22 protein-coding genes and 2 pseudogenes are annotated in these 26183 nt (G+C 74.4%); 11 read left to right on the top strand and 13 right to left on the bottom strand.

Annotated features, from left to right (window positions below):
* Positions 1-2 precede the first annotated feature (2 nt).
* The 5 genes from HWY08_RS00850 (at position 3) to HWY08_RS00830 (ending at position 6527) form a co-directional block, all read left to right on the top strand.
* Positions 3-1073: an MraY family glycosyltransferase gene (locus HWY08_RS00850; protein WP_176062227.1), complete on the top strand. Its 1071-nt coding sequence runs from the start codon at positions 3-5 to the stop codon at positions 1071-1073.
* Between the two features lie 20 nt (positions 1074-1093).
* Positions 1094-1666: a PglD-related sugar-binding protein gene (locus HWY08_RS00845; protein ID WP_176062226.1), complete on the top strand. Its 573-nt coding sequence runs from the start codon at positions 1094-1096 to the stop codon at positions 1664-1666.
* Positions 1667-1812: 146 nt separating this feature from the next.
* Entirely contained in the window at positions 1813-3807 is a 1995-nt protein-coding gene (locus HWY08_RS00840) for a nucleoside-diphosphate sugar epimerase/dehydratase (protein ID WP_235969386.1), read from the top strand.
* Positions 3808-4306: 499 nt separating this feature from the next.
* On the top strand, positions 4307-5794 hold the full coding sequence (locus HWY08_RS00835) for a phosphomannomutase (RefSeq protein ID WP_176062225.1): 1488 nt from the start codon (positions 4307-4309) through the stop codon (positions 5792-5794).
* Positions 5795-5924: 130 nt separating this feature from the next.
* Complete coding sequence (locus tag HWY08_RS00830) at positions 5925-6527, top strand: hypothetical protein (RefSeq protein WP_176062224.1); 603 nt, start codon at positions 5925-5927, stop codon at positions 6525-6527.
* 39 nt (positions 6528-6566) lie between these two features.
* On the opposite strand, the gene HWY08_RS00825 is transcribed toward HWY08_RS00830, so the two are convergent.
* The 6 genes and pseudogenes from HWY08_RS00825 to HWY08_RS21710 all read right to left on the bottom strand — a co-directional run bounded on the left by HWY08_RS00825 (position 6567) and on the right by HWY08_RS21710 (position 12629).
* Positions 6567-7607 carry a zinc-dependent alcohol dehydrogenase family protein gene (locus HWY08_RS00825; protein WP_176062223.1) on the bottom strand — a complete coding sequence of 347 codons (1041 nt, stop codon included), beginning with the start codon at positions 7605-7607 and terminating at the stop codon, positions 6567-6569.
* A gap of 133 nt (positions 7608-7740) precedes the next feature.
* Positions 7741-9585 (bottom strand): ATP-binding protein, encoded by a 1845-nt coding sequence (locus HWY08_RS00820; protein WP_176062222.1) that lies wholly within the window; start codon positions 9583-9585, stop codon positions 7741-7743.
* Between the two features lie 80 nt (positions 9586-9665).
* On the bottom strand, positions 9666-10313 hold the full coding sequence (locus tag HWY08_RS00815; RefSeq protein WP_176062221.1) for an NADPH-dependent FMN reductase: 648 nt from the start codon (positions 10311-10313) through the stop codon (positions 9666-9668).
* A 10-nt stretch (positions 10314-10323) separates the two neighbouring features.
* Positions 10324-11016: an aspartate/glutamate racemase family protein gene (locus HWY08_RS00810; protein WP_176062220.1), complete on the bottom strand. Its 693-nt coding sequence runs from the start codon at positions 11014-11016 to the stop codon at positions 10324-10326.
* A 45-nt stretch (positions 11017-11061) separates the two neighbouring features.
* Positions 11062-11685: pseudogene (locus HWY08_RS22240) on the bottom strand (SMP-30/gluconolactonase/LRE family protein); the annotation flags it as partial.
* Positions 11686-12128: 443 nt separating this feature from the next.
* Positions 12129-12629: a DMT family transporter gene (locus HWY08_RS21710; protein WP_235969419.1), complete on the bottom strand. Its 501-nt coding sequence runs from the start codon at positions 12627-12629 to the stop codon at positions 12129-12131.
* Between the two features lie 62 nt (positions 12630-12691).
* On the opposite strand from HWY08_RS21710, the gene HWY08_RS21705 reads away from it, so the two are divergent.
* A complete protein-coding gene (locus HWY08_RS21705) occupies positions 12692-12847 on the top strand; it encodes a hypothetical protein (RefSeq protein ID WP_235969424.1) in 156 nt (51 codons plus the stop codon).
* On the opposite strand, the pseudogene HWY08_RS21700 reads toward HWY08_RS21705, so the two are convergent.
* Positions 12793-13068, bottom strand: a pseudogene (locus tag HWY08_RS21700) (EamA family transporter); the annotation flags it as partial. The gene HWY08_RS21705 and the pseudogene HWY08_RS21700 overlap by 55 nt on opposite strands.
* On the opposite strand from HWY08_RS21700, the gene HWY08_RS21695 reads away from it, so the two are divergent.
* A complete protein-coding gene (locus HWY08_RS21695) occupies positions 12989-13231 on the top strand; it encodes a hypothetical protein (RefSeq protein ID WP_235969423.1) in 243 nt (80 codons plus the stop codon). The pseudogene HWY08_RS21700 and the gene HWY08_RS21695 overlap by 80 nt on opposite strands.
* A 56-nt stretch (positions 13232-13287) precedes the next feature.
* On the opposite strand, the gene HWY08_RS00795 is transcribed toward HWY08_RS21695, so the two are convergent.
* Positions 13288-14184, bottom strand: coding sequence for an NmrA/HSCARG family protein (locus tag HWY08_RS00795; RefSeq protein ID WP_176062218.1), 897 nt, complete (start codon positions 14182-14184; stop codon positions 13288-13290).
* Between the two features lie 86 nt (positions 14185-14270).
* The gene (gene rpiA / locus HWY08_RS00790) at positions 14271-14966 is read right to left on the bottom strand and encodes a ribose-5-phosphate isomerase RpiA (RefSeq protein ID WP_235969385.1); all 696 of its coding nucleotides are present in this window, start codon (positions 14964-14966) and stop codon (positions 14271-14273) included.
* Positions 14967-15182: 216 nt separating this feature from the next.
* Here rpiA and ric point away from each other — a divergent pair, with 216 nt between their 5' ends.
* Positions 15183-15854 carry an iron-sulfur cluster repair di-iron protein gene (gene ric, locus HWY08_RS00785; protein WP_176062217.1) on the top strand — a complete coding sequence of 224 codons (672 nt, stop codon included), beginning with the start codon at positions 15183-15185 and terminating at the stop codon, positions 15852-15854.
* A gap of 48 nt (positions 15855-15902) precedes the next feature.
* Here ric and HWY08_RS21690 read toward each other — a convergent pair whose 3' ends face one another.
* The 4 genes from HWY08_RS21690 to HWY08_RS00765 form a co-directional block, all read right to left on the bottom strand.
* A complete protein-coding gene (locus HWY08_RS21690; protein ID WP_235969384.1) occupies positions 15903-17078 on the bottom strand; it encodes a carboxymuconolactone decarboxylase family protein in 1176 nt (391 codons plus the stop codon).
* A 75-nt stretch (positions 17079-17153) separates the two neighbouring features.
* Positions 17154-17756: a hypothetical protein gene (locus HWY08_RS00775; protein ID WP_176062216.1), complete on the bottom strand. Its 603-nt coding sequence runs from the start codon at positions 17754-17756 to the stop codon at positions 17154-17156.
* Positions 17757-17829: 73 nt separating this feature from the next.
* Positions 17830-18009: a hypothetical protein gene (locus HWY08_RS00770; protein ID WP_176062215.1), complete on the bottom strand. Its 180-nt coding sequence runs from the start codon at positions 18007-18009 to the stop codon at positions 17830-17832.
* Between the two features lie 208 nt (positions 18010-18217).
* The gene (locus tag HWY08_RS00765; protein ID WP_176062214.1) at positions 18218-18619 is read right to left on the bottom strand and encodes a four-helix bundle copper-binding protein; all 402 of its coding nucleotides are present in this window, start codon (positions 18617-18619) and stop codon (positions 18218-18220) included.
* 100 nt (positions 18620-18719) lie between these two features.
* Between HWY08_RS00765 and HWY08_RS00760 the strand changes: the two genes are divergently transcribed.
* The 3 genes from HWY08_RS00760 to glgB are packed head-to-tail and all read left to right on the top strand — an operon-like array spanning position 18720 to position 26167.
* The gene (locus HWY08_RS00760) at positions 18720-20486 is read left to right on the top strand and encodes a 4-alpha-glucanotransferase (RefSeq protein WP_176062213.1); all 1767 of its coding nucleotides are present in this window, start codon (positions 18720-18722) and stop codon (positions 20484-20486) included.
* A 43-nt stretch (positions 20487-20529) separates the two neighbouring features.
* On the top strand, positions 20530-22536 hold the full coding sequence (locus HWY08_RS00755) for an alpha-1,4-glucan--maltose-1-phosphate maltosyltransferase (protein ID WP_176062212.1): 2007 nt from the start codon (positions 20530-20532) through the stop codon (positions 22534-22536).
* A gap of 7 nt (positions 22537-22543) precedes the next feature.
* Positions 22544-26167: a 1,4-alpha-glucan branching protein GlgB gene (gene glgB / locus HWY08_RS00750; RefSeq protein ID WP_176062211.1), complete on the top strand. Its 3624-nt coding sequence runs from the start codon at positions 22544-22546 to the stop codon at positions 26165-26167.
* Positions 26168-26183: the final 16 nt, after the last annotated feature.

The following is a 26183-nucleotide window of genomic DNA, read 5'->3' as shown; positions in this document are numbered from 1 at the left end:
CCATGATGATCACGGGGATCGCACTCTTCGCAACGGCCGGTGCCATCTCGTTCAGTGTGGCCTATGCCTGCCGCAACATCGCGGTCCGGCTCGCGATCCTCGACGAGCCCAACGGCCGCAGCGCGCATGCCACGCCCAAGCCGCGGCTCGGCGGCGTGGGAGTCATGGGCGCCTTTCTTGTCGCGGGCGTCGCCCTGGTCTCGGCCGGTTCCGTGCCAAGCGCCGCGATGGGCCCGCTCGCCGCTACCGGCGTCATCGCGTGTCTCGGCTTCATCGACGACCTTCGCCAGGTCCCCGCCCGCTGGCGGTTCGTGGTCCAGCTCGCCGCGGCCAGCACCGTCGTGGCGTTCCGCTTCGCCGCCCTTCCGCAGGCGGCGGGACCACTGCTCGGCTCGATCCTGCCCCCGTGGGTACTGGCACCTTTGGCGGTGCTCTGGATCGTCTGGCTCACCAACCTCTACAACTTCATGGACGGTATCGACGGGCTCGCCGGCGGGCAGGGGCTCATAGGCGGCCTCGCCATCGCGGCCGCTGCGTGGCTCTGCGGCGCGTCGGCGACGGCGGCGCTCGCGGTCGCCGTCGCCGGCGCAAGCCTTGGTTTCCTGTTCCTGAACTTCCCGCCATCATCCATCTTCATGGGAGACGTCGGCTCGACGGCGATCGGCTTCTTCTTTGGCTGCGTGCCGCTCCTGCCGGACCGCCAACCAGTCTCCTTCGACATCGTCGCGGTGGCGCTCTCGCTCTTCGTGCTCGACGCGACCGTGACCCTCGTCCGCCGCGTGATCCAGGGGCAGCGCTGGTATGAGCCGCACCGCTCCCATCACTATCAGCGGCCACTGGCGCTGGGCATCGAACATCGGGCCATTACGCTCTCCGCCTACCTGGGCTTCGCGCTCCTGGGGGGGCTCGCGGTCTTGATGGCGCTCGCGACCGCTCCGGTGCGGCTCGCACTACTCATGGCCGCGGCGCTGGTCTTCGTCGTGGCGGCGCAGGTCGTACGCGGGCTGGAGCGGGCGCACGCTATGGCCGCGGAGCGGGTCGAGCGACCGGACGCGGATCGTCGGGCAGCCTGAAGCGGCGGCAAGGCTCCTTCATGCCGCTGGTCCACATCATCGGTGCAGGCGGCTTCGGTCGCGAAGTCCTGCAATACCTGCGCGATCTCGCTGTGGCCGGGAAGAACACCACGCCGGCTGGATTCATCGATGACGCTCCCGGCCGATGGGAGACAGGGCTACCCGTCGCGAGGCTCGAGGACGTGCCCCTGTCGGCCAATACCCTCTTCATCGTGGCGGTCGGTGATCCGGCGAGCCGGCGCCTCCTGGCGAAGCGAGCGGAGGAACGTGGCTGCCAGTTCCTCACCCTGGTGCACCCGCTCGCCTACGTCGCTCCGACTGCCGAGCTCGAACCCGGTTGTATCGTCGCGCCGTTCGCGTTCGTGGGGCCAGCGGCGCGGCTGGGCGCGCACGTGGTACTGAACGTCCACGCCACGGCCGATCACGACGCCCGCGTCGCGTCATTCTCTTACCTCGCACCATACGCCTGTGTCGGGGGTGGGGCGTTCATCGGGGAGGAGGTCGTCCTGGGGGCGCACTCGAGCGTGGCGCCCGGAGCAACTGTGGATCCGTCTCAGCGGGTTTCGCCTGGGGATCACGTGGCGGGATGGTAGGCGTGCCTGGCGTTCGACATGTACCGTAAGCACGGGTCACCGGGCCGCGGGTCCAAAAATAGCGCATGGCTATTGCACGCTCCCGCAGTGAATGGACGGCGCCACGGGACTGTCACAGCCCCACGCGTAACCGCCTCTTCACGACCTTGGCAGGTTCCCCCAGTCGTTCGCGGGAGCGATACTCGATGATCCGGTCATTCGCCGTCCGTTGGGCCTCGGTACGCGCGTTGCGTTACCCGTCGATGCTCGCTTTCGACGCCCTGGCCACCGCCTGCGCCTTCGCTGCCGCACTCGCCATTCGCTTTGACTCGCACGTTCCAGGGTGGGTCGCGGCGCAGACCCGGGTCGCCGTTCCGCTGTTGATCCTGGTCAGGCTGTCAGTCACCGCCGCCACTCGGCTCTACCGCTGGTCGTTCCGGATGTCAGGCCTGGCCGAGGGGGTGCGGGTCGTGTCGGCGACCGCGGCAGGAACGGGGCTGTTCGTCGTGGCGCTCCACCAAGTCGCGCCACCGGGGCTCCCGCGCAGCATCTACGTCCTCGAGTTCTTCCTGTCGGCGAGCCTCATGGGAGGCGTTCGCTTCATCCCTCGCTTCGCCATGGCCTGGCTGGACGAGCAGTACCGGCGCGGATCGAACGGGGCGCTCCGGACCATTATCGTGGGCGCTGGTGGAGCGGCCGACCTGCTGGCACGCGACATCCTGCGCTCCCGAGAGTCTAGGTACGACCTGATCGGTTACGTCGACGACGCGAAGACGAAGCTCGGGCTGTCGCTCAACGGCAAGCCCGTCTTGGGCACCATCGCCGAGCTGCCGAGGCTCATCGCCGAGCGCGGCGTCTCGATGGTCCTGCTCGCCATCACCCATCTGCCGGCGGCGCGGCTGCGCGAGATCCTCCGGATGTGCGAGAGCTCGAAGGCGAGCTTCAAAATAATCCCCGCGTCCTTCGCCCAGATGGACGAGCGGATCTCCGCGGCGATCCTGCACGACCTCTCGCCAGAGGACCTGCTCCCGCGCGACGCCATCGCCTTCGACGACCGCGAGATCAGGAAGCTCGTCTCCGGACGACGGGCGATGGTCACCGGCGCCGGCGGCTCCATCGGCGGCGAGATCTCCCGCCAGCTCGCGATGAACGGGGTGAGTGAGCTCGTGCTCGTGGACATGAACGAGAACGAGCTCTACCTCAAGACGCGCCGGCTCCAGGAGGACTGCCCGGAGCTGCGCGTCCATGCCGAGGTGGCCGACATCCGCGAGCCGGACCGGCTCGGCCGGCTGGGGGAGCGCTATCGCCCGCAGCTCGTGTTCCACGCGGCGGCGCACAAACACGTGCCGCTCATGGAGGACGCACCCGAGGAGGCGGTGAAGAACAACGTCTTCGGGACCATGAACGTCGCCCGCATGGCGATCGCCTGCGGCGCCGAGCGGCTCGTCTTCATCTCGACCGACAAGGCGGTGCGTCCGACGTCGGTCATGGGTGCCACGAAGCGCATCGCGGAGTTCGTGATCCGCGATCTCGACCGGGCCTCGAAGACCAAGATGACCGCGGTCCGGTTCGGCAACGTGCTCGGGTCGGCCGGCAGTGTGGTCCCCATCTTCAAGCAGCAGATCGAGCGCGGCGGGCCGGTGACCGTCACCCACCCGGATTGCACCCGGTACTTCATGACCATCCCCGAGGCGGTCGGGCTCGTGCTGCTCGCGGGGCTCGGCGGCTATGGCGACCTGTGCGTGCTCGACATGGGCGAGCCCATCAAGATCGCCCAGCTCGCGCGGAACCTCATCACGATGGCGGGGTACGTGCCGGGCCAGGACATCCCCATCGTCTTCTCCGGCCTCCGGCCGGGAGAGAAGCTCTACGAGGAGCTGCTCACCGAAGAGGAGGAGGAGACGAGCGAGGTCCGGAACCGCATCCTCGTCGCGCGCAGCCCGGCCCCGCCCTCCGATCTACCGGAGCGGCTGAAGGAGCTGCGTGCGAGCGCAAGCACCGGTGACAGGGACGGCGTCCTCGACGCGATCCGGCGCGTGGTGCCTACCTACACCGGTGGCCGGAGTACGCGCCCGGCGCCAGTGTCGAAGATCCCCAGTCGAAATGAGGATGTCGATCTCAACGTGGTGGAGTTTCGCCCGGCGCAGCAGGCGCGTTCTTGAGCGAATCCCAGGGGTTCGGCTCAACAGAGTGGGGGTGCGCGGTTACGCGCACTGGGCAAAGCGCAGCGCAGACCGCATGGTTATTCTCCAGTCTTGCACTTGTCTGGGGAGGATGCCGTGGCCCGAAGCGCTGCGCGAGCCGAGCCCGACGTCTGGACGTGGGCCGCAGTCGGCGTGAACAGCCAGCGTGCGCGGGGCACTGCCGAATCGCGTGACGAGGCGGTTTCGCAGGCCATCGCCCGGGTCGGCCCGCTGCAGCTGGTCGAGCTCAGGGATCCGTCCGGAAACGTGACGCGGCTCGGGAAGCTGGTGGACGGCCGGGAGCTGCCAGGGACGGCGGCGTAGGGATCAGGGGCCGCGCCCTCTTCCCCGGAGGAAGCGGATCGCGAAATCTGTCGTATCGGCCTGGAAGTCTCTTCGACATCCCCCGTTCGTTCCGGCAGGATTCGCGCCCTGCGAGCGCCCGATATGGCGCGACCCCTCGCGGAGGGTTGGAACGATGCCGATCACGCAAACCCCCATCAGCAGCCTGGCGCAATCGGGCGCAGCCTTCGGCACGAGCGGCGTGCGCGGCACGGTCGACGCCCTCACCGACCGGGTCTGCTTCGCCTACACCGCCGGCTTCCTGGGCACCCTCCCGCCGCGGCGGGACGCCGTGGTCGCCCTCGGCCACGACCTCCGGCCGAGCAGCCCGCGCATGGTGGCGGCGTGCCTCGCGGCCTGCCACGCGCGCGGCTGGCGCGCGGTGCAGTGCGGCGCGCTGCCCACGCCGGCGCTGGCTCACTACGCGCTCCAGCAGGGGATCCCGGCGGTCATGGTCACGGGCAGCCACATCCCGTTCGACCGGAACGGCATCAAGTTCTACGGGAGCGCAGGCGAGATCCTGAAGGAGGACGAGACCGCCATCGTGAACGCGGTGGTCGAGCTCGACGAGGGCGCCTTCGAGCACGGCATGCTCCGGAGCCCTCCGCGCCTGCCAGCGGTGGACGAGGCCGCGCGCGAGCTCTACCGGCACCGCTACCTGCGCTTCTTCCCGCCGGGCCTGCTGCGCGGCAAGCGGCTCGGCGTGTACGAGCACTCGAGCGTCGCTCGCGACCTCATCACCGAGCTCCTGGCCGAGCTCGGCGCGGACGTCGTCTCGCTGGGCCGGACCGACACCTTCGTGCCGGTGGACACCGAGGCGGTGAGCGAGGCGGACGAGCAGCAGGCGCGCGCCTGGGTGATGGCGCACCGGCTCGACGGCCTCGTCTCCACGGACGGCGACGCCGACCGGCCCCTCGTCGGCGACGAGACCGGGGCGCTCTTCCGCGGCGACGTGGTGGGGATGCTGTGCGCCCGATTCCTGGGCGCGCGCACCGTGGTCACGCCGGTGAGCAGCAACACCGCCGTCGAGCGATGGGGCATCTTCCCCAGGGTGATCCGTACGCGGATCGGCTCGCCCTACGTCATCGCCGCCATGGCCGAGGCGGGCCGCGGCGGCGAGGGCCCCGTGGCCGGGTACGAGGCGAACGGCGGGTTCCTGCTGGGGAGCGAGGTCCGGCGCGCCGCGGACGGCGCGGAGCGCACCCTGGCCGCGCTGCCCACCCGCGACGCGCTGCTGCCGATACTGTCGCTCCTCGCCCTGGCCGCCGAGCGGGGCGTCCCGCTCTCGCAGCTCGGCGCCGGCTTGCCGGCGCGCTACACCGCCAGCGACCGGCTGCGGAACTTCGCCACGGCGGTGAGCCGCCGGCTCATCGACGAGCTCGCCGGGTCGCCCGACGCGCTCGCCGGCTTCTTCCGCGAGCTGGGCGGGGTGGCGGAGGTGAACCAGGTCGACGGCTTGCGCGTCACGCTCGCCAGCGGCGAGATCGTGCACCTCCGCCCGTCGGGTAACGCGCCCGAGCTGCGCTGCTACGCCGAGGCGGCGACGCCGGCGCGGGCGGTGGAGCTGAGCCGGTGGGGCCTGCGCGCGGCGGCGGCGCGGATTGGCGAGCTCGGGCAGGGGTAGCCGCGGAGCTCGGAGCGCAGGCGTGCGAGTAGGCCTCCAAAGCCATCCGTACGCGTCACCGACGTGCTCCAACCCACAGCAGGCCTGTGTTGAGCGAACTGGCGAGCGGACGCTTGGAGCGAGGCAGCATATGCTCGCGCCGCTCCTGCTCTCGCTCGCGGTCGCCCTCCCGGTGGGTCTCCAGCCGACCGCGCCCAACCTTCCGGTCTTTGGAGGCGGCAAGTTCGTCAACATCTTCGAGAGCGACGCCGCGCTGACCAACGCGTCGGCCCATATCGGGTGGTCGCTCGCTGTCCCTCTCGCGGGCAAGCTCGTCGGCGGTCGCAAGGGTCTCTGGACGGCCGGCTTGTCGTGGATCGCGCTCTCGCTGACTCAGGAGACCTTCTTCCACGCCCCACCCAACCCTGGGCCTGCCTATCCGTCCGAGGTCCGCGCGGATCTGTTGACCCGGATCCTTCCCTGCGCGGCGCTCCTGGCTTGGGACCTGTTCAGCTCCGGAACGCCACCGGAGCTCACGCCCGAGCCGCCCCGGCCGAGGCTGCTCCTCCTCATGCCTGGCATCGACCTCCCGCGCACCATGCCGGCGGGAGGGCTGTCTCTCGCGGTCGAGGACGGGGGCGCATCCCCCGGCCATGGCGGGGGTCGCGCGCCGCCTGCGCCGGGCGCGGACGCCTCCGTCGCCGAACCGCAGAGCACGCTCGGGGGCACCGGGAGCGGCGCCTCGGGCGAGTAGCGCCGCGCCCACCGCCGGGAGAAGGGTGCACGCGCGCGGCTACGCCCCCCGGAGGATGACCTTCAGCGCCTTCTCCTTCGCGGCGTTCCCGAACGTGTCGTAGGCCTTCATCACCTCCTCGAGCTTGAACTCGTGGGTGATGAGCTTCCGCGGCTGGAGCCGCCCGGCCGTCACGATCTTGAGCAGCATCGGGGTCGTGTACGTGTCCACGAGCCCGGTCGTGATCGTGACGTTCTGGATCCAGAGCTTCTCCAGCTTCAGCGCGACGCTCTTGCCGTGCACGCCGACGTTGGCGAGGTGCCCTCCCGCCGCGACGACGTCCTGGCAGACGTCGAAGGTGGCGGGGACGCCGACCGCCTCGATGGCGACGTCCACCCCCTTGCCACCGGTGAGCGCCATCACCTTCGCGACCGCCTTCCCGTCGCCGCTGTTCACGAGCCGGGTGGCGCCGAGCTGCTTCGCCACCTCGAGGCGGTTGTCGTCGAGGTCCACCAGGATGAGCTCGGCCGGCGAGTAGAACTGCGCGGTGAGGAGCGCCGCCAGGCCGACCGGGCCGCCGCCGACGATCGCCACCGTGTCGCCCGGCTTCACCTTGCCGTTCAGCACGCCCACCTCGAACCCGGTGGGGAGGATGTCGCTCAGCATGACGAGCGCGTCCTCGTCCGCGCCCTGCGGGACGGCGTGCAGGCTGGTGTCCGCGTACGGGATGCGGACGTACTCGGCCTGCGTGCCGTCGATGCGGTGGCCGAGGATCCAGCCGCCGTCGGCGCAGTGCGAGTACATGCCCTTCTTGCAGGCCTCGCAGCGCCCGCAGGAGGTGATGCAGGAGATGAGGACCCGGTCGCCCTTCCTGAAGTTCGAGACGGCGGGCCCGGCCTCCTCGACCACGCCCACCCCCTCGTGCCCCAGGATGCGGCCGTCGGTCACCGCCGGCACGTCGCCCTTCATGATGTGCAGGTCGGTGCCGCAGATGGTGGTCCGCTCGACGCGGACGACGGCGTCGGTGGGCTTCTGGATCGCGGGCCGCGGCTTCTCCTCCCAGGAGCGCTTTCCGGGTCCGTGGTAGACGAGCGCCTTCATGTCGGGTCCTCCCGCCGGCGGTGACGGTGCGAGGGCGATAGCCCCCGGCCAGCTCCACGGCGACGCGCAACCGGGGACCCGCCATCAGGAGCCGGCCGGCCGATCCCTCGGCCGTCGGCGCACCAGCGAAGGCTCAGCTCGCGCGCCGCCCCCCGGCCCGCTCCTCGCCAGCGGGCGCGTCCGCCAGCGCCGCGCGCACCTTCTCGGCGAGCGCGGCGGCGGTGAACGGCTTCTGGAGGACGCCGCGGCCGCTCTCGAGGAGCCCGTGGTGGGCGACCACCTCGGGCGCGTAGCCCGACACGAACAGGACGCGGAGCGCGGGCCGGACCGCGGCGAGGCGCTCGGCGAGGGCGGGGCCCGAGGTGCCGGGCATGACCACGTCCGAGACGAGCAGGTCGATCGCGCCGGCGTGGGCCGCCGCCGCCGCGAGCGCCGCCTCCGCGCCGCCCGCCTCGAGCACCTGGTAGCCCTCGGCGCGGAGCATCCGGGAGGTGACGCGCCTGACCTCCGCCTGGTCCTCGACGACGAGGATCGTCCCGCCGCGGCTCGAGCCCGGAGACGAGGCCGGCGCGCGCGGCGCCGGGTCGGCCGCGTCCTCCACCCGCGGCAGGTGGATATCGAAGGTCGCGCCGGCGCCCACCTCGCTCACGACCGCGATGCACCCGCCGCTCTGGTCGACGATGCCGTGGACGGTGGAGAGGCCGAGGCCCGTCCCGAGCCCGTGCGGCTTGGTCGTGAAGAAGGGCTCGAAGATGCGCTGCCGGGTCGCGGCGTCCATGCCGGTCCCGGTGTCCGTCACCCGGAGCCGGGCGTAGCGGCCCGGGCGAGGCCCGGCGGCGCCTGCGGCGGGCGGACGGTCGATCTCGACCGGCGAGGTCTCGATCACCAGCCGGCCGCCCGACGGCATGGCGGCGCGCGCGTTCACCGCCAGGTTCATGAGCACCTGGTGCAGCTGGTTGGGATCGGCCCGCACCCGGCCGGCGTCGCCGAGCGAGATCACGAGCTCGACGTCCTCGCCGAGGACCCGCTGCAGCAGCCGGCGCGCGTCCGCGACCACGCCGTCGAGCTGGAGCACGCGAGGCTCGAGCACCTGCTGGCGGCTCAGGGCGAGGAGCTGCTGGGTGAGCGCGGCGGCCCGCGCCCCGGCGTCGCGGATCTCGGCCGCGTCGCCCTGGAGCGCGCTGCCCTCCGGGAGCTCCGCCACCAGGCTGTCGCTGCAGGCGTTGATCACCGTGAGGAGGTTGTTGAAGTCGTGGGCGATCCCCCCGGCCAGGCGCCCCACCGACTCGAGCTTCTGCGCCTGCAGGAGCTGGCCGCGGAGCTGCTCCTGCTCGAGCGCCGCCCGATCGCGCTCGGCCGTCGCCGCCTCGAGCTGCCGGCGCCGGCTCTCCGAGTCGGCGAAGGCGTCGAGCACGGTCAGCCCGAACCGGTCGAGGACGATCGCGAGGAGGACGAGCACGATCGCCGAGACCGCGAACATCACCTCCTCCGAGGAGGGGTTCGGGCGCGGCCCGGCGCCGCCCAGGAGGTGGTGGTCGCGCCCGAGGGCGAGCGCCATGAACGCCAGCATCGCCGCGAGCGCGGTCCAGAGCGCGCGGCGGCCCAGCACGAGGGCCGCCAGCGCCAGCGGGATGGCGAGGTTCTTGAGCGCGTCGCGCGCGTAGACGAGCCCGGAGGCGCCGATGGCGGCGCCGAGGACCAGCGTCGAGCCCGAGGCGATGATCCAGGCCCCCAGCCGGAAGCGGCCGGCGCGGATGGCCCACACGCCGGCGAGGAGCGCCAGCATGGTGAGCGTGTTCGAGATGGTCGCGGCGAGGACGTGGACGCCCCACACCGCGCGCCAGCACTCGAGGCCCGCCGTGCAGGTGAGGCCGAAGAGGGCGAACACCTGCAGCGAGACGGCCTGCCGGCGCTCCAGCTCGGTCGCCACCTGGACCTTCCCCAGCCACGCCCGCGCGCTCTCGAGGCCCCGGATCATCGGGGAAGTTGCAGCACGACTCGGGCGCCCGGGGCAAGCCGTGGGCGGTCGTCGGCGGCGGTGCGGGGATGTGGGTGCGCTCAGCGCGTCGGCGGCTGGAGCTCCGTCTCGCTCTCGAGCGCCTTCGCGATCTCCGCCTGCTTCACGGGCGCGGCCGGGGCGTGCGCGCTGCAGGCCGGCGCGACCGCCTCGGCGAGCCGCACGAAGCCGACCACCTCGCGCTCGAGCCGCGCCGCCACCGCCGCGTCCCGCAGCCGGCCGGCGCCGTCGAACGCCTCGTTCGCGTGCGGCAGCGCGAACATGTCGGGGAAGACGAGCGCGCCGCAGCCCTCGAGCGGGATCCGCGTCTGCCACAGGCCGCGGATGCCGCCCATGGGGGAGGGCGAGGCCGACAGGAGGTAGATGCTCTTGCCGCGCCAGGGCATCGGCCGCGCCCGCGACACCCAGTCGATGGCGTTCTTGAGCGGGCCGGCGACGGAGTAGTTGTACTCGGGCGCGGCGAGGAGGACGGCGGCGGCCTGGTCGAGCCGGCGCTTCAGCTCCTGGGCCCCGGGCGGCAGCCCGGCGCTCGCGTCGAGGTCGCCGTCGTAGATGGGCAGCTCGAACTCCCGGAACTCCGCCAGGTCGACCTCGGCGCCCGCGGTGCGCGCCACCTCGGCCGCGAGCGCGATGAGCTTCCGGTTGAGCGAGCCGCGCCGGAGCGAGGCCGCGAAGGCGAGGATCTTCATGGGGGCGCCCTCACGCGAGCGCCCGCTCGACCGCGGCGAGCGCGTGGATCTCGGTGGTGTCGAAGAGCGGGACCGTCACGTCCGGCTGCTGCACGAGCATCGTGATCTCGGTGCAGCCGGCGACGACGCCCTGCGCGCCCGCGCCGACCAGCGCCTCCATGATCGCGGCGTAGCGCGCCTTCGAGCGCGGCTCCACCCGGCCCAGGCACAGCTCCTCGAAGATGACCCGGTTCACCTCGGCGCGGTCCGCCGGCCCGGGGACGATCACCTCGAGGTGGTGCCGCGCGGCCAGGCGCTCCCGGTAGAAGTCCTGCTCCATCACGTACCGGGTCCCGAGGAGCGCCACCCGGCGGACGCCGGCGGCGGCGATGCGGTCGGCGGTCGCGTCGGCGATGTGGAGGAGCGGGACGCGGACGCCGCGCAGCGCCTCGTCCGCCACCTTGTGCATGGTGTTGGCGCAGATGAGGAGGAGGTCGGCGCCGGCGCGCTCCAGCCCGAGCGCGGCGCGGTTCAGGATCGCCCCCGCCTCGTCCCAGCGGCCGGCGCGCTGCAGCGGCTCGACCTCCGCGAAGTCCACCGAGGCGAGGAGGCACTTCGCCGAGTGGAGCCCGCCGAGCCGCGCCTTCACCGCCTCGTTGAGGAGCCGGTAGTAGTGCGCCGTCGACTCCCAGCTCATCCCGCCGATGAGCCCGATGGTCTTCATGGCCCCACCCTCGCCCGCCGGCCGCGAGGACCCGGCGGCGGCGCGTCAGTCGATCCACTCGCCGGCGGACCGCCGCAGGCGAGGGTGCATCCTCACGATGGTGTAGCGCGAGACCTGCGCGCACCACTGGGAATCGACCGACTGGAAGGATGGGTCGAACAGGCGCAGGTCGAGCGAGAGGTTGGTGACGAGCAGGTCGTCGCCCAGGAAGCGCAGGCTGGCGGGGAAGAGCAGGTGCACCGGGGCGCCGCCGCGCTCGATGCCGCTGAAGTCGCCCAGCTTGGCGATGGCCTTGCCGGTCGGATCCACCACCACCACCTCGTCCGCCTGGTTCGCCACCACCCAGAGGTTGTCGTCCTCGTCCACGATGAGCCCGTCCGCGCCGTTGATGCCGTTCGTGAAGACGGCGGGTGCGCCGGCCACCGGCCCCGCGCCCCCGGACGTCGCCGGGATCTGGACGACGGTGTCGTTCCCGGTGTTCGCGACGAAGAGCTTCGTCTCGGCGTGGTTGAAGCGCAGCCCGTTCGCGCCGAAGGGCGGCACGCCGGAGGTCCGGAGGAGGGCCGAGTCCACCCAGGCCGAGGCGAGGCCGCCCTGCGGGCCGGTGGTCCACACGATGCCCTGCGACGAGTCCGACACGTAGACGTTGCCGGCGTGGTCGAAGGTGAGGTCGTTGAGGCCCGAGCCGCCGGGGTGGGGGAGCGAGGAGGGGAGCGTCAGGAAGACGCTCGAGGCGCCGGTGCGCGGGTCGACTTCCAGGACCTGGCCGGCGCCGAAGTCGACGACGAGCAGCGCGCCGGTCGAGGGGTGGAGCCGGAGCCCGAGCAGGTGCGGGCTCGAGCCGCTCACCGAGACCTGGCGCACGAGGCCGCCGTTGCGGTCGAAGACGTAGAGCTGACCCGGCCCTGCGGCGGGGCCGCTCGAGGTGAACCCGAAGGTCGTCACGTAGACCTGGCCGTCGCGCCCCACCTCCAGCCCCTCGGGCCCGGAGGCGCCGGCGGGGAGGGTGGCGAAGACGCGGGCCGGGCCGCGGTTCCACGCGCTCGCCGGCGCGGGCAGCGCGGCGGCGGAGAGCAGGGCCGCGGCGAGGGCGAGTGGCTTCGTGAGGGCGCTCATGGATGGGACCTCCGTCGCGGGGGCGACGCTCGGTCCGATGTGCCGTCGCAGGGGACGGCTTCCACGGGCAGTTGGGGTGGCCTCCCGCGGTGAGCTCCGGGCGGGGTCGCGGCGGGCGCCTCCTTCGGGACGCGGCTCGGGGCGCTCACGAGCGTGATCCCGAGGAGCACCAGCGCGGCGCCCGCGCCGAACCAGCCGTCCACCGGCTCGCGAAGGACGAGCACGCCGAAGCTGACGCCGAAGAGCGGCGTCATGAAGGAGAAGACCGCCACCCGCGAGGCGAGGTAGCGCCGGAGCAGCCAGAACCAGGCGAGGTAGCTCGCGAAGGACACCACCACGCCCTGGAAGAGGAGGCTCGCCCAGGCGACGCGGGTGAAGGCGACGTGGCTCACCTCGCCCAGCCCCACCGCCGCCGCGAGGAGGAGCGCGCACCCGACGGCGAGCTGGTAGAGCAGCGTCTTCGAGGGCGCGGCGTCGGAGAGGGCGGAGGCGCGCACCCACCACCGTCGTCGCGCCCCAGGCGGCGCCGGCCAGCACGCCCATCGCGTCGCCCTGCAGCGTGCGCAGGCTCACCCCGGCGCCGAGCCAGCCCCCCGCGAAGGCGACCGCGATCCCCACGAAGGCCACCGCGATCCCGAGCCACTGGCGGCGGCGCAGCCGCTCCGACCTGATCCGCCAGTGCAGCCCGATGGCCGTGAACACCGGCGAGGTGTAGACGAGCACCGCCATGTGGGAGGCCGAGGTGTGGCGCAGCCCCTCGGCGACGAAGAGGAACTCGCCCGCGAAGAGCGCCCCGGCGACGAGCCCCGGCCCGAGCGTCCCGTCCCCGAGCGCGAACCGCTCGCCCCGCGCGGCCATGAGCAACGCCACCAGCGCGGCGCTCAGGCCCGACCGCAGCGCGACCTGCATGATGGGCGCGACGTCGTGCGCCGCCAGCTTGATGGCGACCTGCTGCGCGCCCCAGATCGCGCACAGCACCACCATGGTCGCGACGACGAAGCCGTCGAGGGGCTTGCGGGGGGCGCTCATGGGCCGCGAGTCCTACCACGAGCGCGCCGGGGCCGCTGGCGCGCGGGGCGAGCCCCCCGCGGCACGGTGATCTCTCTCCCCTCGCCCCGCGGAGCGGGGGAGAGGGGCCGCTCATCCACGCCGCCGCTACGCGGTGGGCTGCTCGGCGCCGGCCTGATCGAGCTCGCTCCAGTCCTGCTCGCGCGCCCACGCCCTGAGATCGTGCCAGCCCACCTCGGGGTACGCCGAGCGCAGCGCCGCGAGGTCGCAGCCGTAGCCCTTCAGGTCGAACCAGGCCCACATCCGGCCCAGGTCCTCGCTCTGGCGCCGGACCTCCGCGAGCGGCACCTCGGAGTAGCCGATCGCGCTCCGCGTCACCTCGGCCAGCGCGCGCGCCGCCTCGCGCCCGGTGACCTCGTCGGAGGCGATCTCGACGCGCTGCCCCTGGAACGACCCCGGCCGCTCCACCACCAGCCGGACGAACGCGCCGAGGTCCTCGACCGCCACCATCTGCAGCGAGCGCGCGGCGGGGAGCGGCAGCGCCAGGGTGCCGGTGCGCAGGCCCCGCAGGACGGCCAGGGAGAGGAGGTTCTCCATGAAGAACACCGGCGCCACGATGGTGTACGGCACCCCGAGCGCCTGCACGTGCCGCTCGATCTCCGCCTTGCTGTCGAAGTGCGGGATGCCGGTGCCCTGGTCGGCGCCGGCGACCGACGAGTAGACGAGGTGCTTCACGCCCGCGCGCCGCGCGGCCTCGGCGGCGCGCTGCCCCTGCCGCACCTCGGCCCCGGCGCCCTCCTCGAACGGCGTCGCCATCAGGAAGAACGCGTCGGCGCCCGCGGCGGCGCGCTCGACCGCCGCGCCGTCGTCGAGATCGCCCTCGTGGAGCTCGGCGCCCGCCGCGTGGAGCGCCGCCGCGCGCTCCGAGCCCGGGCGGCGGGTGAGCGCGCGCACGGCGTGGCCGTGGTCGAGCAGCGCCCGGGCGACGGCGCCGCCCTGGCGCCCGGTGGCGCCGGCGACGAGGACGGTGATGGGCTTCGGCATGGCGGGCTCCGGGGGACGACTGGGCCGCATACCGGGAGCGGGGAGGGGCCGCGCGCCTCGGGTGGGGCGAGTCCGCGCGGAGGGGGCTACGGCGCGGCGCCCGGCCGGTGAAGCACGGTCACCTCGCCGCGCTCGTCCTCGAGGAACACCACGCTGGCGAGGCCGAGGAAGAGGCCGGTGCCCACCACGCCCGGGATCGCCGCGAGGCTTCGCTCGAGGTCCGCCGGATCGGCGATGGGCGAGACGGCGCAGTCGAGGACGTGGTTGCCGCCGTCGCTGACGAACGGCGCCTCGCCCGCCAGCCGCCGCGCGGGGCGCAGGCCCAGCTCGGCGAGGCGCCGGGCGCAGTAGGACCAGCCGAAGGCGACCACCTCGACCGGCAGGACGCCGCGCGCGCCGAGCGCCGCCACCTGCTTCGCCGGCTGCGCCAGGATGACGAGCCGCCGCGAGGCGGCGGCGACGATCTTCTCCCGGACGAGCGCGCCGCCGTAGCCCTTCACGAGGTCGAGGGCGGGGCTGACCTCGTCCGCCCCGTCCACCGCGAGATCGAGCTCGCCCAGCTCCTCCAGCGTCGCGAGCGGCACGCCTTCCCGGGCGGCCAGCGCCTCGGTGGCGCGCGAGGTGGGCACGCAGCGGACCTGAAGGCCCTCCCGCACGCGCTCGCCGAGCACGCGCACGAACGCCTGCGCGGCGCGCCCGCTGCCGAGCCCCAGCCGGGCGCCCTGCGGGACGAGCTCCAGCGCGCGCCTGGCCATCGCCTCGTTCGGTGCGAGCGCTCCCACGTTCACTCCTCCCCGCGAAGGTCTCCATCCCTTCCTGCACCGCTCCTTGGGTGACGCGCCACCGCGATTTGGGTGCGCACCGCGATGCCGTGGGCCGCGGGCGGCGGGCGCGCGCGCCGGAGGGCGAGGATCACGCTGGGGCAGAGCGGAGCGCGCGGCCCGCGCCACCGCGGCACGCGCGGTGCAGTCGGGAGGGGCCAACAAGGAGATCACGACATGACCCTCGATCGCACCGCCACCGTCGCCCAGATCGTCACCGAGCACGCCGCCGCCGCGCGCGTGTTCCAGAAGCACCGCATCGACTTCTGTTGCGGCGGCGACGTCACCGTGGCGGAGGCCTGCCGCAACCGGCCGGTCGAGCCGGACGCGCTCTTCGCGGAGCTCGAGGCGACGCTCCCCGAGGCGGGCGCCGGCGACGCCGAGGACCCGCGCGCGCTCTCCACCCCCGAGCTCATCGGCCTCATCGTGGAGCGCCACCACGGCTATCTCCGGCAGGCCCTGCCGTACCTGGCGCCGCTCGCGGCCAAGGTCGCGCGCGTGCACGGCGAGCACAACCCGAAGCTCGCGCCGCTCCTCGAGACCTTCACGGAGCTGCGGGCGGCGCTCGAGCCGCACATCGACGACGAGGAGCGCACGCTCTTCCCGGCGCTCGTCGCGGCCTCCAGCGATCCGGCGGCGCTGCGCGGCGAGCTCGCCGGGATGCTGGAGGAGCACCGCGCGGTGGGCGCGCTCCTCGAGCGTTCGCGCTCGCTCTCCGACGGCTTCACCGTGCCGGAGTGGGGCTGCAACAGCTACCGCGTGCTCATGGCGGAGCTCGAGGCGCTCGAGACGGACGTGCTCCGCCACGTCCACCTCGAGAACCACGTCCTCATGCCGCGCTTCGTCTGACGGGCGCGCTGCGGACGGGGCCGGCCTCGCGACCCTGGCCGGCCGCGCTCACGCGAACGCGTGCCCGTACGCCCCGAGCCCCGGCTCGAAGGCGACCGCGAGCCGGTTCCAGGCGTTGATCGCCACCACCGCCATCGTCAGGTCGACCAGCCCCCGCTCCCCCAGGTGCTCCCGGGCGCGCTGGTACAGCGCGTCGTCCACCCGGGCGGCGCCGACGCGGGTGACCGCCTCGGTCCACTCCAGCGCGGCCCGTTCTCGCTCTGCGAACCGATCGCTCTCCCGCCACGCCTCCAGCTCCCGCAGCCGCTCGTCGTCGACGCCCCGCCGCCGCGCCGCCGCCGCGTGCAGCTCGACGCACGGGCCGCAGCCGTTGAGCTGCGAGACGCGCAGCCTCACGAGCTCGAGCAGCGGCGGCTCGAGGTCGCTCCGGCGGACGTAGGTCTCGAGCCGGCGCAGGGCGGCCAGGGCGCCGGGGGCGGTGCGCGCGTAGTCGGCGCGGCGCGGCGCCGGGGGCTCCGCTGCCGCCGCGGGTTCGCCGCCGCTCGCGCCGGCGCCGCGCCGCAGGAGGGCCACCCCGCGCCGGGCGGCGGCGTCCAGGCGCCGCTTCAGCCGCGCGGCCAGGGCGGCGGCGGCGCGGAGCTCGCGCTCGCCGAGCGCGCCCGGGAGAGCGCAGCCGCCCTCCCGCTCGAAGTCCTCCACCTCCTCGGCGATCCGCCGCTCCAGCTCCATCGCGGCCGCGGCCGCGTTCCGGGGCGCTTCCTCCGCGCCGGCGGGCACCGCCTGGCCCCGCGCTCCGGCGGGCGCGCCGCTCGGCTGCGGGCGCGCCAGGCGGGCGCGGACCGCCCAGCCGGCCCCGCGGCGCGGCACCTCGACCACGAGCCCCGCCTCGAGGGCGCTCAGGTGCAGGAGATCCTCCTCGACCTCGGCCATGCCGGCCCGGAGGGGCTCGAGATCCGTGCCGCCGGCGCTCCCCACCGGGTCCCGCGGAGGATCCCACCGCTCCGCCTCCTCCTCGCGCACGAGCGCGTGGGAGGGGATGCGGAGCCGGACCTCCTCCCCTTCGACGGTCCCGACCTCGTCGTAGAAGACGGGGTAGTCCTCCGCGAACACGAGCCCCCGCTCCACCACGAAGCCGGCGGCCTCGCAGTGGAAGACGCGCCCGAGGTGGACGCCGTCCGAGCCGTAGACCACTTGACCACGCCGGACGCCGCGTCGATCGGCCATGCGCACGCGCCTCCTCGCCAGGATCCTCTGAACGTTGGGGACGCGCGCCGCCGATGGCCAGGCGCCGCCACCGCCTCAGGGTGAAGCCGCGCCTCCGGCGGGGGGCTGCAGCGCCTGGGCGCGCTGGAGCGCCGCCCGCGCCTCGTTCACGGCGGCGCGCGCGTGGAAGAGGTCGCCGTTCGCGAGCGCCTGCCGCGAGGCGGCGAGCGAGGCCTGGGCGGCGGCCGCGAGCGCCGCGGCCTGCGGCGACCCCTGGCCGGCGAGGCGGGCCGCGTCTGCGGCGAGCGCCTGCGCCCGCGCCACGTCACCCTCTGCGCCCGAGCCCCCTGCCAGCGCCGTCGAGGCGCTGCCGGCGCCCGCCGCCGCGCCCGCGAGGTCCTGCCCGGCGGCCGCCTGGTCGCGCTGCGCCTGCTCGCGCCGGGCGCGCTCGGCGGCGAGGTCCGCCTCGAGGGCCGCGATGCGCTGGGCGTCGCGGGCCTGCGCGGCCTGCAGCGCCCCCACCTGCTGCTCCAGGGCGGCCGCGCGGGCGGTCGCCGCGCGCGCCTGCTCCAGCGCCGCCTGCAGGGCCGCGCGGTCCGCCGCGGCCCGGGCGTCGGCTTCCGGCGGGGCGCCGGCGTCCGCCTGCCCGCCGGGCGTCCCCGCGGCCGCGAGCAGAGACGCGAGCAGGAGCGCGCTCATGCTCCTGGGATGGTGACGACGGCGCCCGGGGGGAAGGGCTCGCGGCGGGGCCGGCGCAGCGCCGGCCGGCGATCTACTTGAGGAGCTCCGAGGCGGCGTCCAGCGCGCGCTCCGACTGGTGCGTGCGCCGCTTCGCGAGGGTGGAATTGAGCGTCGAGACGGAGTCGAAGCGCGAGACGACGACCACGCGCCGCTTGCGCGCCAGGCGCGCGGCGACGAGGAGCGAGATGGGGACGGCGTAGAGCAGGGACATGTCCATTCTTCCTTCTTCCTACTCGCGGCGCTCGACGGCCGCTGCCGTACGGGCGCGGCCGGCGTCGAGGGGGGCGGAACCTACCGCTTTCGCCAGGAACCGGCATCCCTCGACGCCACGACGCGTGCGGGTGGGTCGGACGCCCCGACGCACCGACAGCGTCTCCGCCCCGGCCGGGTCCCGCTCCCGCAGGTCGGGCCGGCGAGCGCTAGGCCCTCGCGCCCATGGCGCGGCACGCGTCGTGACAGGAGCGGCACGCGTCCGCGCACGCCGTCATCTGCTGATCGTCGCGGAACTCCTCGCACGACTCCTCGCACGCCTTGCAGACGTCCGCGCAGAGGGCGCACATCCGCGCGTGGAACGCCGACTCGCGCGACATCATCGAGGCGCCCGCGCGGCAGCACTCGGCGCAGTCGACGAGCAGCTTCACGTGCTCGGCCGCGGCGTGCTTCCCGCCCTTGCGGAGGCAGTGCGCCAGCGTCTGCTCGCACACGCTGAAGCACGAGAGGCACTCCTGGATGCAGCGCCGCAGCTGCTCGGCCATGTGGCCGAAGTGGGGGGTCGCCTGGAAGCCCGGCTGCCAGCTGGTCTGACCGCTCGCGGTGGCCATCGTCTCTCCTTCTCGGTGAGGGGTTCACCGCTGAGCCTGGCGACGGGTCCTGTCCCCATCAACTGCGTGCCGCCCTCGCGGCCGCCCGATAGGCCAGGGCATGCCTTCGCCTCGGCCAGGCGCGATCCGGGAGGCGCTCGCGGTGCTGGGGATCCGCCGGCTGCTCCTCGGCCTCCACGACGCCGCCTTCCCCTCCACGCCGGAGGAGGACACCGGCCGCGGCACGCCTTACGGAGACGGGGCCGTCGCGCTGCTGGAATTCGCGGCCGAGCTCGGCTTCGACGGCCTCCAGCTCGGCCCGCAGGGCGCGCTCCCGCCCGGCCACGCCTCGCCCTACGACGGGGCCTTCTTCTCGCGCGAGCCCACCTCGGTGGCGCTCCTGCCGCTCACCCGGCCGGCGTTCGGGGAGCTCCTCGACCGCGGCTGGCTGGCACGGCGCCTCGCCGGGAGGCCCGGGGGTGGGGCGCGCGCCGAGCTCGCGTTCGCGCGCGAGGCCGTCCACGACGCGCTCGGCCGCGCCTTCGCCGAGCTCGAGCGCCGCCGCGAGGCGCCCCCCGTGGCGGCGCTGGCGCGGGACCTCGAAGCCTTCCAGGCGCGGGAGGCGGCCTGGCTCGCCCGCGACGCGGCGTTCGAGGGCGCGCCGGACGGCGAGGCGCGCGCCCGCTACGCCTTCGCGCAGTACCTGGCGCAGGCGCAGCACGCGGAGCTGCGCGAGCGCGCCGGGGCGCTGGGGCTCGCGCTCTTCGGCGACCTCCACGCCGGGATCTCGGCGCGCGACGCGCACGCCGCGGCGGCGTTCCTCCTGCCCGGCTACCGCATGGGCGCGCCGCCGTCGCGCACGAACCCCGACGGCCAGCCGTGGCACTACCCGCTCCTCGACCCGCGGCGATACCGCGAGGCGGGCGGCGACGGCCCGGCCCTGCGCTTCTTCCGCGACCGCGTCGAGCGGATGTTCGCGGCCTACGATGGGCTGCGGCTCGACCACCCGCACGGCCTCGTCGATCCGTGGGTGTACCGGGACGAGGGGGAGCCGGGCGCGGCGGTGCGGGCCGGGGCGCGGCTCTTCTCCTCCCCCGACCTCGAGGATCACCCCGCGCTCGGGCCGCTGGCGGTGGCGCGCCCGGACCAGCTCAGGCGGGAGCTGCCGCGCCACGCCGACGGGTGGGTGGCGCGCCTCGACCCGGAGCAGGTCACGCGCTACGGCGTGCTCCTCGACGCGCTCATGGCGGCGGCGGCGCGGCGCGGGCTCGGCGCCGACGCGGTGGCCTGCGAGATCCTGAGCACGGAGCCCTACCCGCTCGCGCGCGCGCTCGAGCGCCACGGCCTCGGCCGCTTCCGCGTGACGCAGAAGGCCGACCTGGCGCGCCCCGAGGACGGCTACCGCGGCGAGAACGCGCGCCCGGAGGACTGGATCATGCTCGGCAACCACGACACGCCGACGATCCTCGCGGCCGCCGAGCGGTGGATCGCGACCGGCGCGGCGCCGCGGCAGGCCGAGTACCTCGCGTCGCGGCTGCTCGCGCCCGGGGAGCCGCAGGAGGCCTGGGTGCGGCGCGTGGCGGGAAGCGCCGGGGCGCTCGTACAAGCGCGCGCCGCCGACCTGTTCGCGGGGCCGGCGCGCCAGGTCATGATCTTCTTCACCGACCTCTTCGGCGAGCGCGAGCCGTACAACGTGCCCGGCACGGTCTCGCCGGCGAACTGGTCCCTGCGGCTGCCGGCCGACTTCCGCGCGCTCTACCGCCGGCGGCTGGCGGAGGGGCGCGCGCTCGACCTGCCCCGGGCGCTCGCGCGGGCGCTCCGCTCCCGGGGCGCTCCCTTCGCCGCCCGCCACGAGGCGCTGCTCGCGGCCCTCGACCACGCCCCCTGAGCCGCGTGGCGGCCGGCGGGGCGCGTCCGCACCATCTTGGACGATGCTCACCCCCGGCCTGCACCCCCGCGAGCGCCCCTCCCGCGTGGTGGTCGAGGGCGTCTCACCGGAGGTGGACGGCGGCCGCTTCCCCGTCAAGCGCACGCTCGGCGAGCAGGTCGCCGTGGAGGCGGACGTCTTCGCGGACGGCCACGACGTCGTCACGGCCCTCCTCCGCTACCGCGCCGAGGGGGAGCCCAGCTGGACCGAGCTCGCCATGGAGCCGCGCGGAAACGACCGCTGGCGCGCCGCCTTCACCGTCACCTCGCTCGGCACCTGGCGCTACACGGTCGAGGGCTTCGTGGACGCCTTCCGCACCTGGCGCGCCGGCCTCGCGAAGAAGGTCGAGGCGGGGCAGGTGGAGCCGGTCGACCTGCTGGTGGGCGCGGAGCTGGTCGAGGCGGCCGCCGGACGCGCCCGCGGCGCCGACGCGGCGCGGCTCGCCGAGGCGGCGGGGGTCCTCCGCGCCGAGGGCGCCGTCGAGGCGCGGGCGCGCGCCGCGCTCGACGAGGAGCTCGGCCTCGTGATGGCGCGGCACCCGGACCGCTCCGGCGCCGCCGCCCTCGGCCGCGAGCTCGAGGTGTGCGTCGAGCGCGAGCGGGCGCGGTACGGCGCCTGGTACGAGCTCTTCCCCCGGTCCGCCACGCCCGAGCCCGGGCGCCACGGGACGCTGCGCGACGTGGCGGCGCGGCTGCCCTACGTGGCCGGCATGGGCTTCGACGTCCTCTACCTGCCGCCCATTCACCCCATCGGCCGCGCGCACCGCAAGGGGAGGAACAACGCCCCCGCCGCCGCGGCCGGCGACGTGGGGAGCCCGTGGGCCATCGGCGCGGCCGAGGGCGGGCACACCGCGCTCCACCCCGAGCTCGGCACGCTCGACGACTTCCGCGCGCTGCTCGCGGCGGCGCGGGCGGCGGGGGTGGAGCTGGCGCTCGACCTCGCGCTGCAGTGCTCGCCCGACCACCCCTGGGTGCGGGAGCATCCGGAGTGGTTCCGGCGGCGGCCGGACGGCTCCATCCAGTACGCCGAGAACCCGCCCAAGAAGTACCAGGACATCTACCCGCTCGACTTCGAGTGCGCGCGCTGGCGCGAGCTGTGGGAGGCGCTGCTGGGGGTGGTGGAGTTCTGGGTCGGGGAGGGGGTCCGCATCTTCCGCGTCGACAACCCGCACACGAAGCCGTTCCGGTTCTGGGAGTGGCTCATCGCGACCGCGCGCCGGAGGACCCCCGAGCTCGTCTTCCTGGCCGAGGCGTTCACGCGACCCAAGGTCATGTACCAGCTCGCCAAGCTCGGCTTCAGCCAGTCGTACACGTACTTCACCTGGCGCAACACGCGCTTCGAGCTCACCGAGTACCTGCGCGAGCTCACCCGCGCGCCGGTGAAGGAGTTCTTCCGCCCGAGCTTCTGGCCCAATACGCCCGACATCCTGCCGGAGCCCCTGCAGTGGGGCGGGCGGCCCATGTTCCAGGCGCGCCTCGTCCTGGCCGCGACGCTCGCGGCCAGCTACGGCGTCTACGGGCCGGTCTTCGAGCAGCTCGAGGCGCGGCCGCTCGCGGCCGGGCGCGAGGAGTATCTCGACTCCGAGAAGTACCAGCTCCGACCCTGGGACCCGGCGGCGGGGGGCACCCTGCGCGACTTCATCGCGCGGGTGAACCAGATCCGGCGCGAGAACCCCGCCCTCCACGCCAACGAGGGGCTCGTGTTCCACCGCGTGGACGACGAGCAGCTCCTCGCCTACTCGAAGGCCCGTCCGGACGGCTCCGACGGCATCCTGGTGGTGGTGAACCTCGACCCGCACCACGTCCACGCCGGCTGGGTGGAGCTCGCGCTCGAGGCGCTCGGGGTCCAACCGGGGGAGCCGTTCCAGGTCCACGACCTGCTCGGCGGCGGGCGCTATTCCTGGAGCGGCGCGCGCAACTACGTCGAGATCGACCCCCGCGCCGCTCCGGCGCAGATCTTCCGCATCCGCCGCCGGCTGCGGACGGAGCGCGACTTCGACTACTTCCTCTGAGGGTGGCATGGCACGGACGACCCAGGGCTCCGAACCGGCTGCCCCGGGCGCCTCCCGCGCCTGGGAGGACGGCCTCGACGAGCCCGTCCGGCGCGCGATCGAGCGGGCGCTGCCGGCCTGGCTCGCGGGGCGGCGCTGGTTCGGCGGCAAGGCGCGCCCGGTCGAGCGGGTCGAGATCGTGGACGCGGTGCCGATCCCGATGGGCCCCGGGCTGGCGCGCCTCGCGCTGCTGCGGGTGCGCTACGCCGGGGGCGGCGAGGAGCTGTACGCGCTGCCGCTCGCCTTCGCCCCGGGCGCCCGCGCCGAGGCGCTGCGGCGCGAGCAGCCCGGCGCCGAGCTCGCCGCGGCGACCGCCGGGCGCGAGCGCGGCGTCGTGTACGCCGCCGACCGCGAGCCCGCCTTCGGCCGGGCGCTGCTCGAGGCGGTGGCCCGAGGCGGGCGGTTCGAGGGGAGCGCCGGAGCGCTGGTGGCGTTCCACGGGGCGGCGCTCGAGCGCCTCGCCGTGGACGCGAGCCGGCTCGAGCCGCGGCCCGTGCTGGCCGAGCAGAGCAACACCTCCATCCGGTTCGGCGACCACCTCATCCTGAAGCTGTTCCGGAAGACCGAGCCCGGGCCGAGCCCCGACCTCGAGGTCGGCGCCTTCCTGACGGACGTGGCGCACTTCCCGCACACGCCGCCCACCCTGGGCGGGCTCGAGTACCGGCCGCGCCACGGGGAGCCCCTCGCGCTCGGGGTCCTGCAGGCGTTCGTGCCGAACGAGGGCGACGCGTGGTCGTACACGCTCCGCGCGGTCGCCGAGGCGCTCGAGCGCGCCCGGGGCCGGGGGCCGCCGCCGGCCTGGGACGGGCACCTCCTCGAGCTCGCGGCGGCCGGGCCACCGGAGTGGGCGCGCGAGCTGGTGGGCCCGTACCTCGACGCGGCGGCGCTGCTCGGCCGGCGCACCGCCGAGCTGCACCTGGCGCTGGCGGGCGCCCGCGGTCACCCCGGCTTCGAGCCCGCGCCCTTCGCGCCCTCCGACCGCGCGGCGCTGCGCGAGGGGGTGGCGGCGCTCGTGCGCCGGAACCTCGGCCTCCTCCGCGCGCGCCTCCCGGCGCTGCCGCCCGAGGTCCGCCGGCCCGCCGAGGCCGTGCTGGCGCGCGAGGGCGAGATCCTCGGGCTGGCGCGGGCGCTCGGCGATCAGGAGCTCGGGTCGCTGCGCCTCCGCACGCACGGCGACTACCACCTCGGCCAGGTGCTGTGGACCGGCCGCGACTTCGTGCTCATCGACTTCGAGGGCGAGCCCGCGCAGCCGCTCGCCGAGCGCCGCACGCTGCGCTCCCCGCTGCGGGACGTGGCCGGTATGATCCGCAGCTTTCACTACGCGGCGTGCTCCGAGCGGTCGAATTCCCCCTGGGCCCACGCCTGGTACCGCGCCGTCGCGAGCACCTTCCTCCGCGCCTACCTCGGCGCCGCCCGCGGGGCCGCCTTCCTGCCGCAGCGTCCCGAGGAGCTGCGCGCGCTCCTCGATCTCTTCTTGGTGGAGAAGGCCGCCTACGAGCTCGGCTACGAGCTCGATCACCGGCCGGAATGGGTGGCGCTGCCGCTCTCGGGGCTCGAAGATCTCCTCGGGCGCGCCGCTCCCGGCGGCGCGGAGGAGGGAGACGCGGTGAAGAGCAAGAGGGCCACCCCGCGCGCCGCGGCGCCGCGCGCGCCCGCGGCGCCGATCGCCACCCCGCTCCCCACGCCCGCCGTGCTCCACGCCGGCGGCCCCTCCGACGCCGACCTGCACCTGTGGAACGAGGGGACGAACTACCGCGCCTACCGCGCGCTCGGGGCGCACCTCGCGGTCGTGGGCGGCGTGGCGGGGGTCTCGTTCGCCGTCTGGGCGCCCAACGCCGAGCGCGTCTCGGTCATGGGCGACTTCAACGGCTGGGACAAGGAGCGCCACGCGCTCCGGCCGCTCGGCGCCTCGGGCGTCTGGCAGGGCTTCGTCCCCGGCCTCGCGGAGGGGACCGTCTACAAGTACCACCTGCGCTCCCGCCACGCCGGCTACGCCGTGGACAAGGCCGACCCGTTCGCCTTCCGCGCCGAGGTGGCGCCGCGGACCGGCTCGGTCGTGGCGAGCCACGATCACGCGTGGGGCGACGAAGCGTGGATGAGGGATCGCGCGGCGCGCAACGGGCTCGGGAGCCCGATGAGCATCTACGAGGTCCACCTCGGGTCGTGGCGCCGCGTGCCGGAGGAGGGGAACCGGCCGCTCACCTACCGCGAGCTGGCGCCGGCGCTCGCCGACTACGCCGTGGAGATGGGCTTCACCCACGTCGAGCTCCTGCCCGTCATGGAGCACCCGTTCTACGGCTCCTGGGGCTACCAGTGCACCGGCTACTTCGCGCCCACGAGCCGCTACGGCTCCCCGCAGGATTTCATGTACCTCGTCGACACGCTCCACCAGCGCGGGGTGGGCGTCCTGCTCGACTGGGTCCCCTCGCACTTCCCCACCGACGAGCACGCGCTCGCGTACTTCGACGGCACGCACCTGTTCGAGCACGCCGACCCGCGGCAGGGTCACCACCAGGACTGGGACAGCTACATCTTCAACTACGGCCGGAACGAGGTGCGGAGCTTCCTCCTCTCCTCCGCGCTCTTCTGGCTCGACGTCTTCCACGCCGACGGGCTGCGCGTGGACGCGGTCGCCTCGATGCTCTACCTCGACTACTCGCGCAAGGAGGGCGAGTGGGTCCCGAACCGCTTCGGCGGGCGCGAGAACCTCGAGGCGGTCGCCTTCCTGCGGAAGCTCAACGAGGTCGTCTACCAGGAGCACCCGGACGTGCAGACCGTGGCCGAGGAGTCCACCTCCTGGCCCATGGTCTCGCGGCCCACCTGGCTGGGCGGGCTCGGGTTCGGGATGAAGTGGGACATGGGGTGGATGCACGACACGCTCGGCTTCCTGCGCCACGACCCCGTCTTCCGGAAGTACCACCACAACGAGATCACGTTCCGGATGATGTACGCGTTCTCCGAGAACTTCGTGCTCTCGCTCTCTCACGACGAGGTGGTGCACGGGAAGGGCTCCCTGCTCGGGAAGATGTGGGGCGAGGACCGGCAGAAGTTCGCCGGCCTGCGGCTCCTCTACGGCGATCTGTGGGCGCAGCCGGGGAAGAAGCTGCTCTTCATGGGCGGCGAGCTCGCGCAGGGGCAGGAGTGGAGCCACGAGCGGAGCCTCGACTGGCACCTGCTCGGCGACGAGCGCCACGAGGGCGTTCGCGCCTGGGTGCGCGACCTCAACCGCCTCCTCCGCGCCGAGCCGGCGCTCCACCGCCACGACTTCGACCCGGCCGGCTTCGCGTGGGTCGACTGCACCGACGCCGAGTCGAGCGTGCTGACGCTGCTGCGGCACGGCGACGAGGGGGACGCCGACATCCTGGTGGTGCTGAACTTCACCCCCGTGCCACGGGTGAACTACCGGGTCGGAGTGCCGCGCGGCGGCTTCTGGCAGGAGGCGCTCAACGGAGACGCGGTGGTGTACGGCGGGGCGGGTTGGGGGAACCTCGGCGGCGTGGAGGCGGCGCCGGTGGCGGCGCACGGCCGCCCCTGGTCCCTCGTCCTCACCCTCCCGCCCATGGCGGCGCTCTTCCTCCGCGGCGCCGGGTAGCGGCGGCCGCCGCACG

The organism is Anaeromyxobacter diazotrophicus (assembly GCF_013340205.1).
In the GTDB taxonomy this organism is placed as follows: domain Bacteria; phylum Myxococcota; class Myxococcia; order Myxococcales; family Anaeromyxobacteraceae; genus Anaeromyxobacter_A; species Anaeromyxobacter_A diazotrophicus.
Note: the sequence above shows the minus strand (reverse complement) of the source record. Positions and strands in the feature narration are given on the sequence as shown.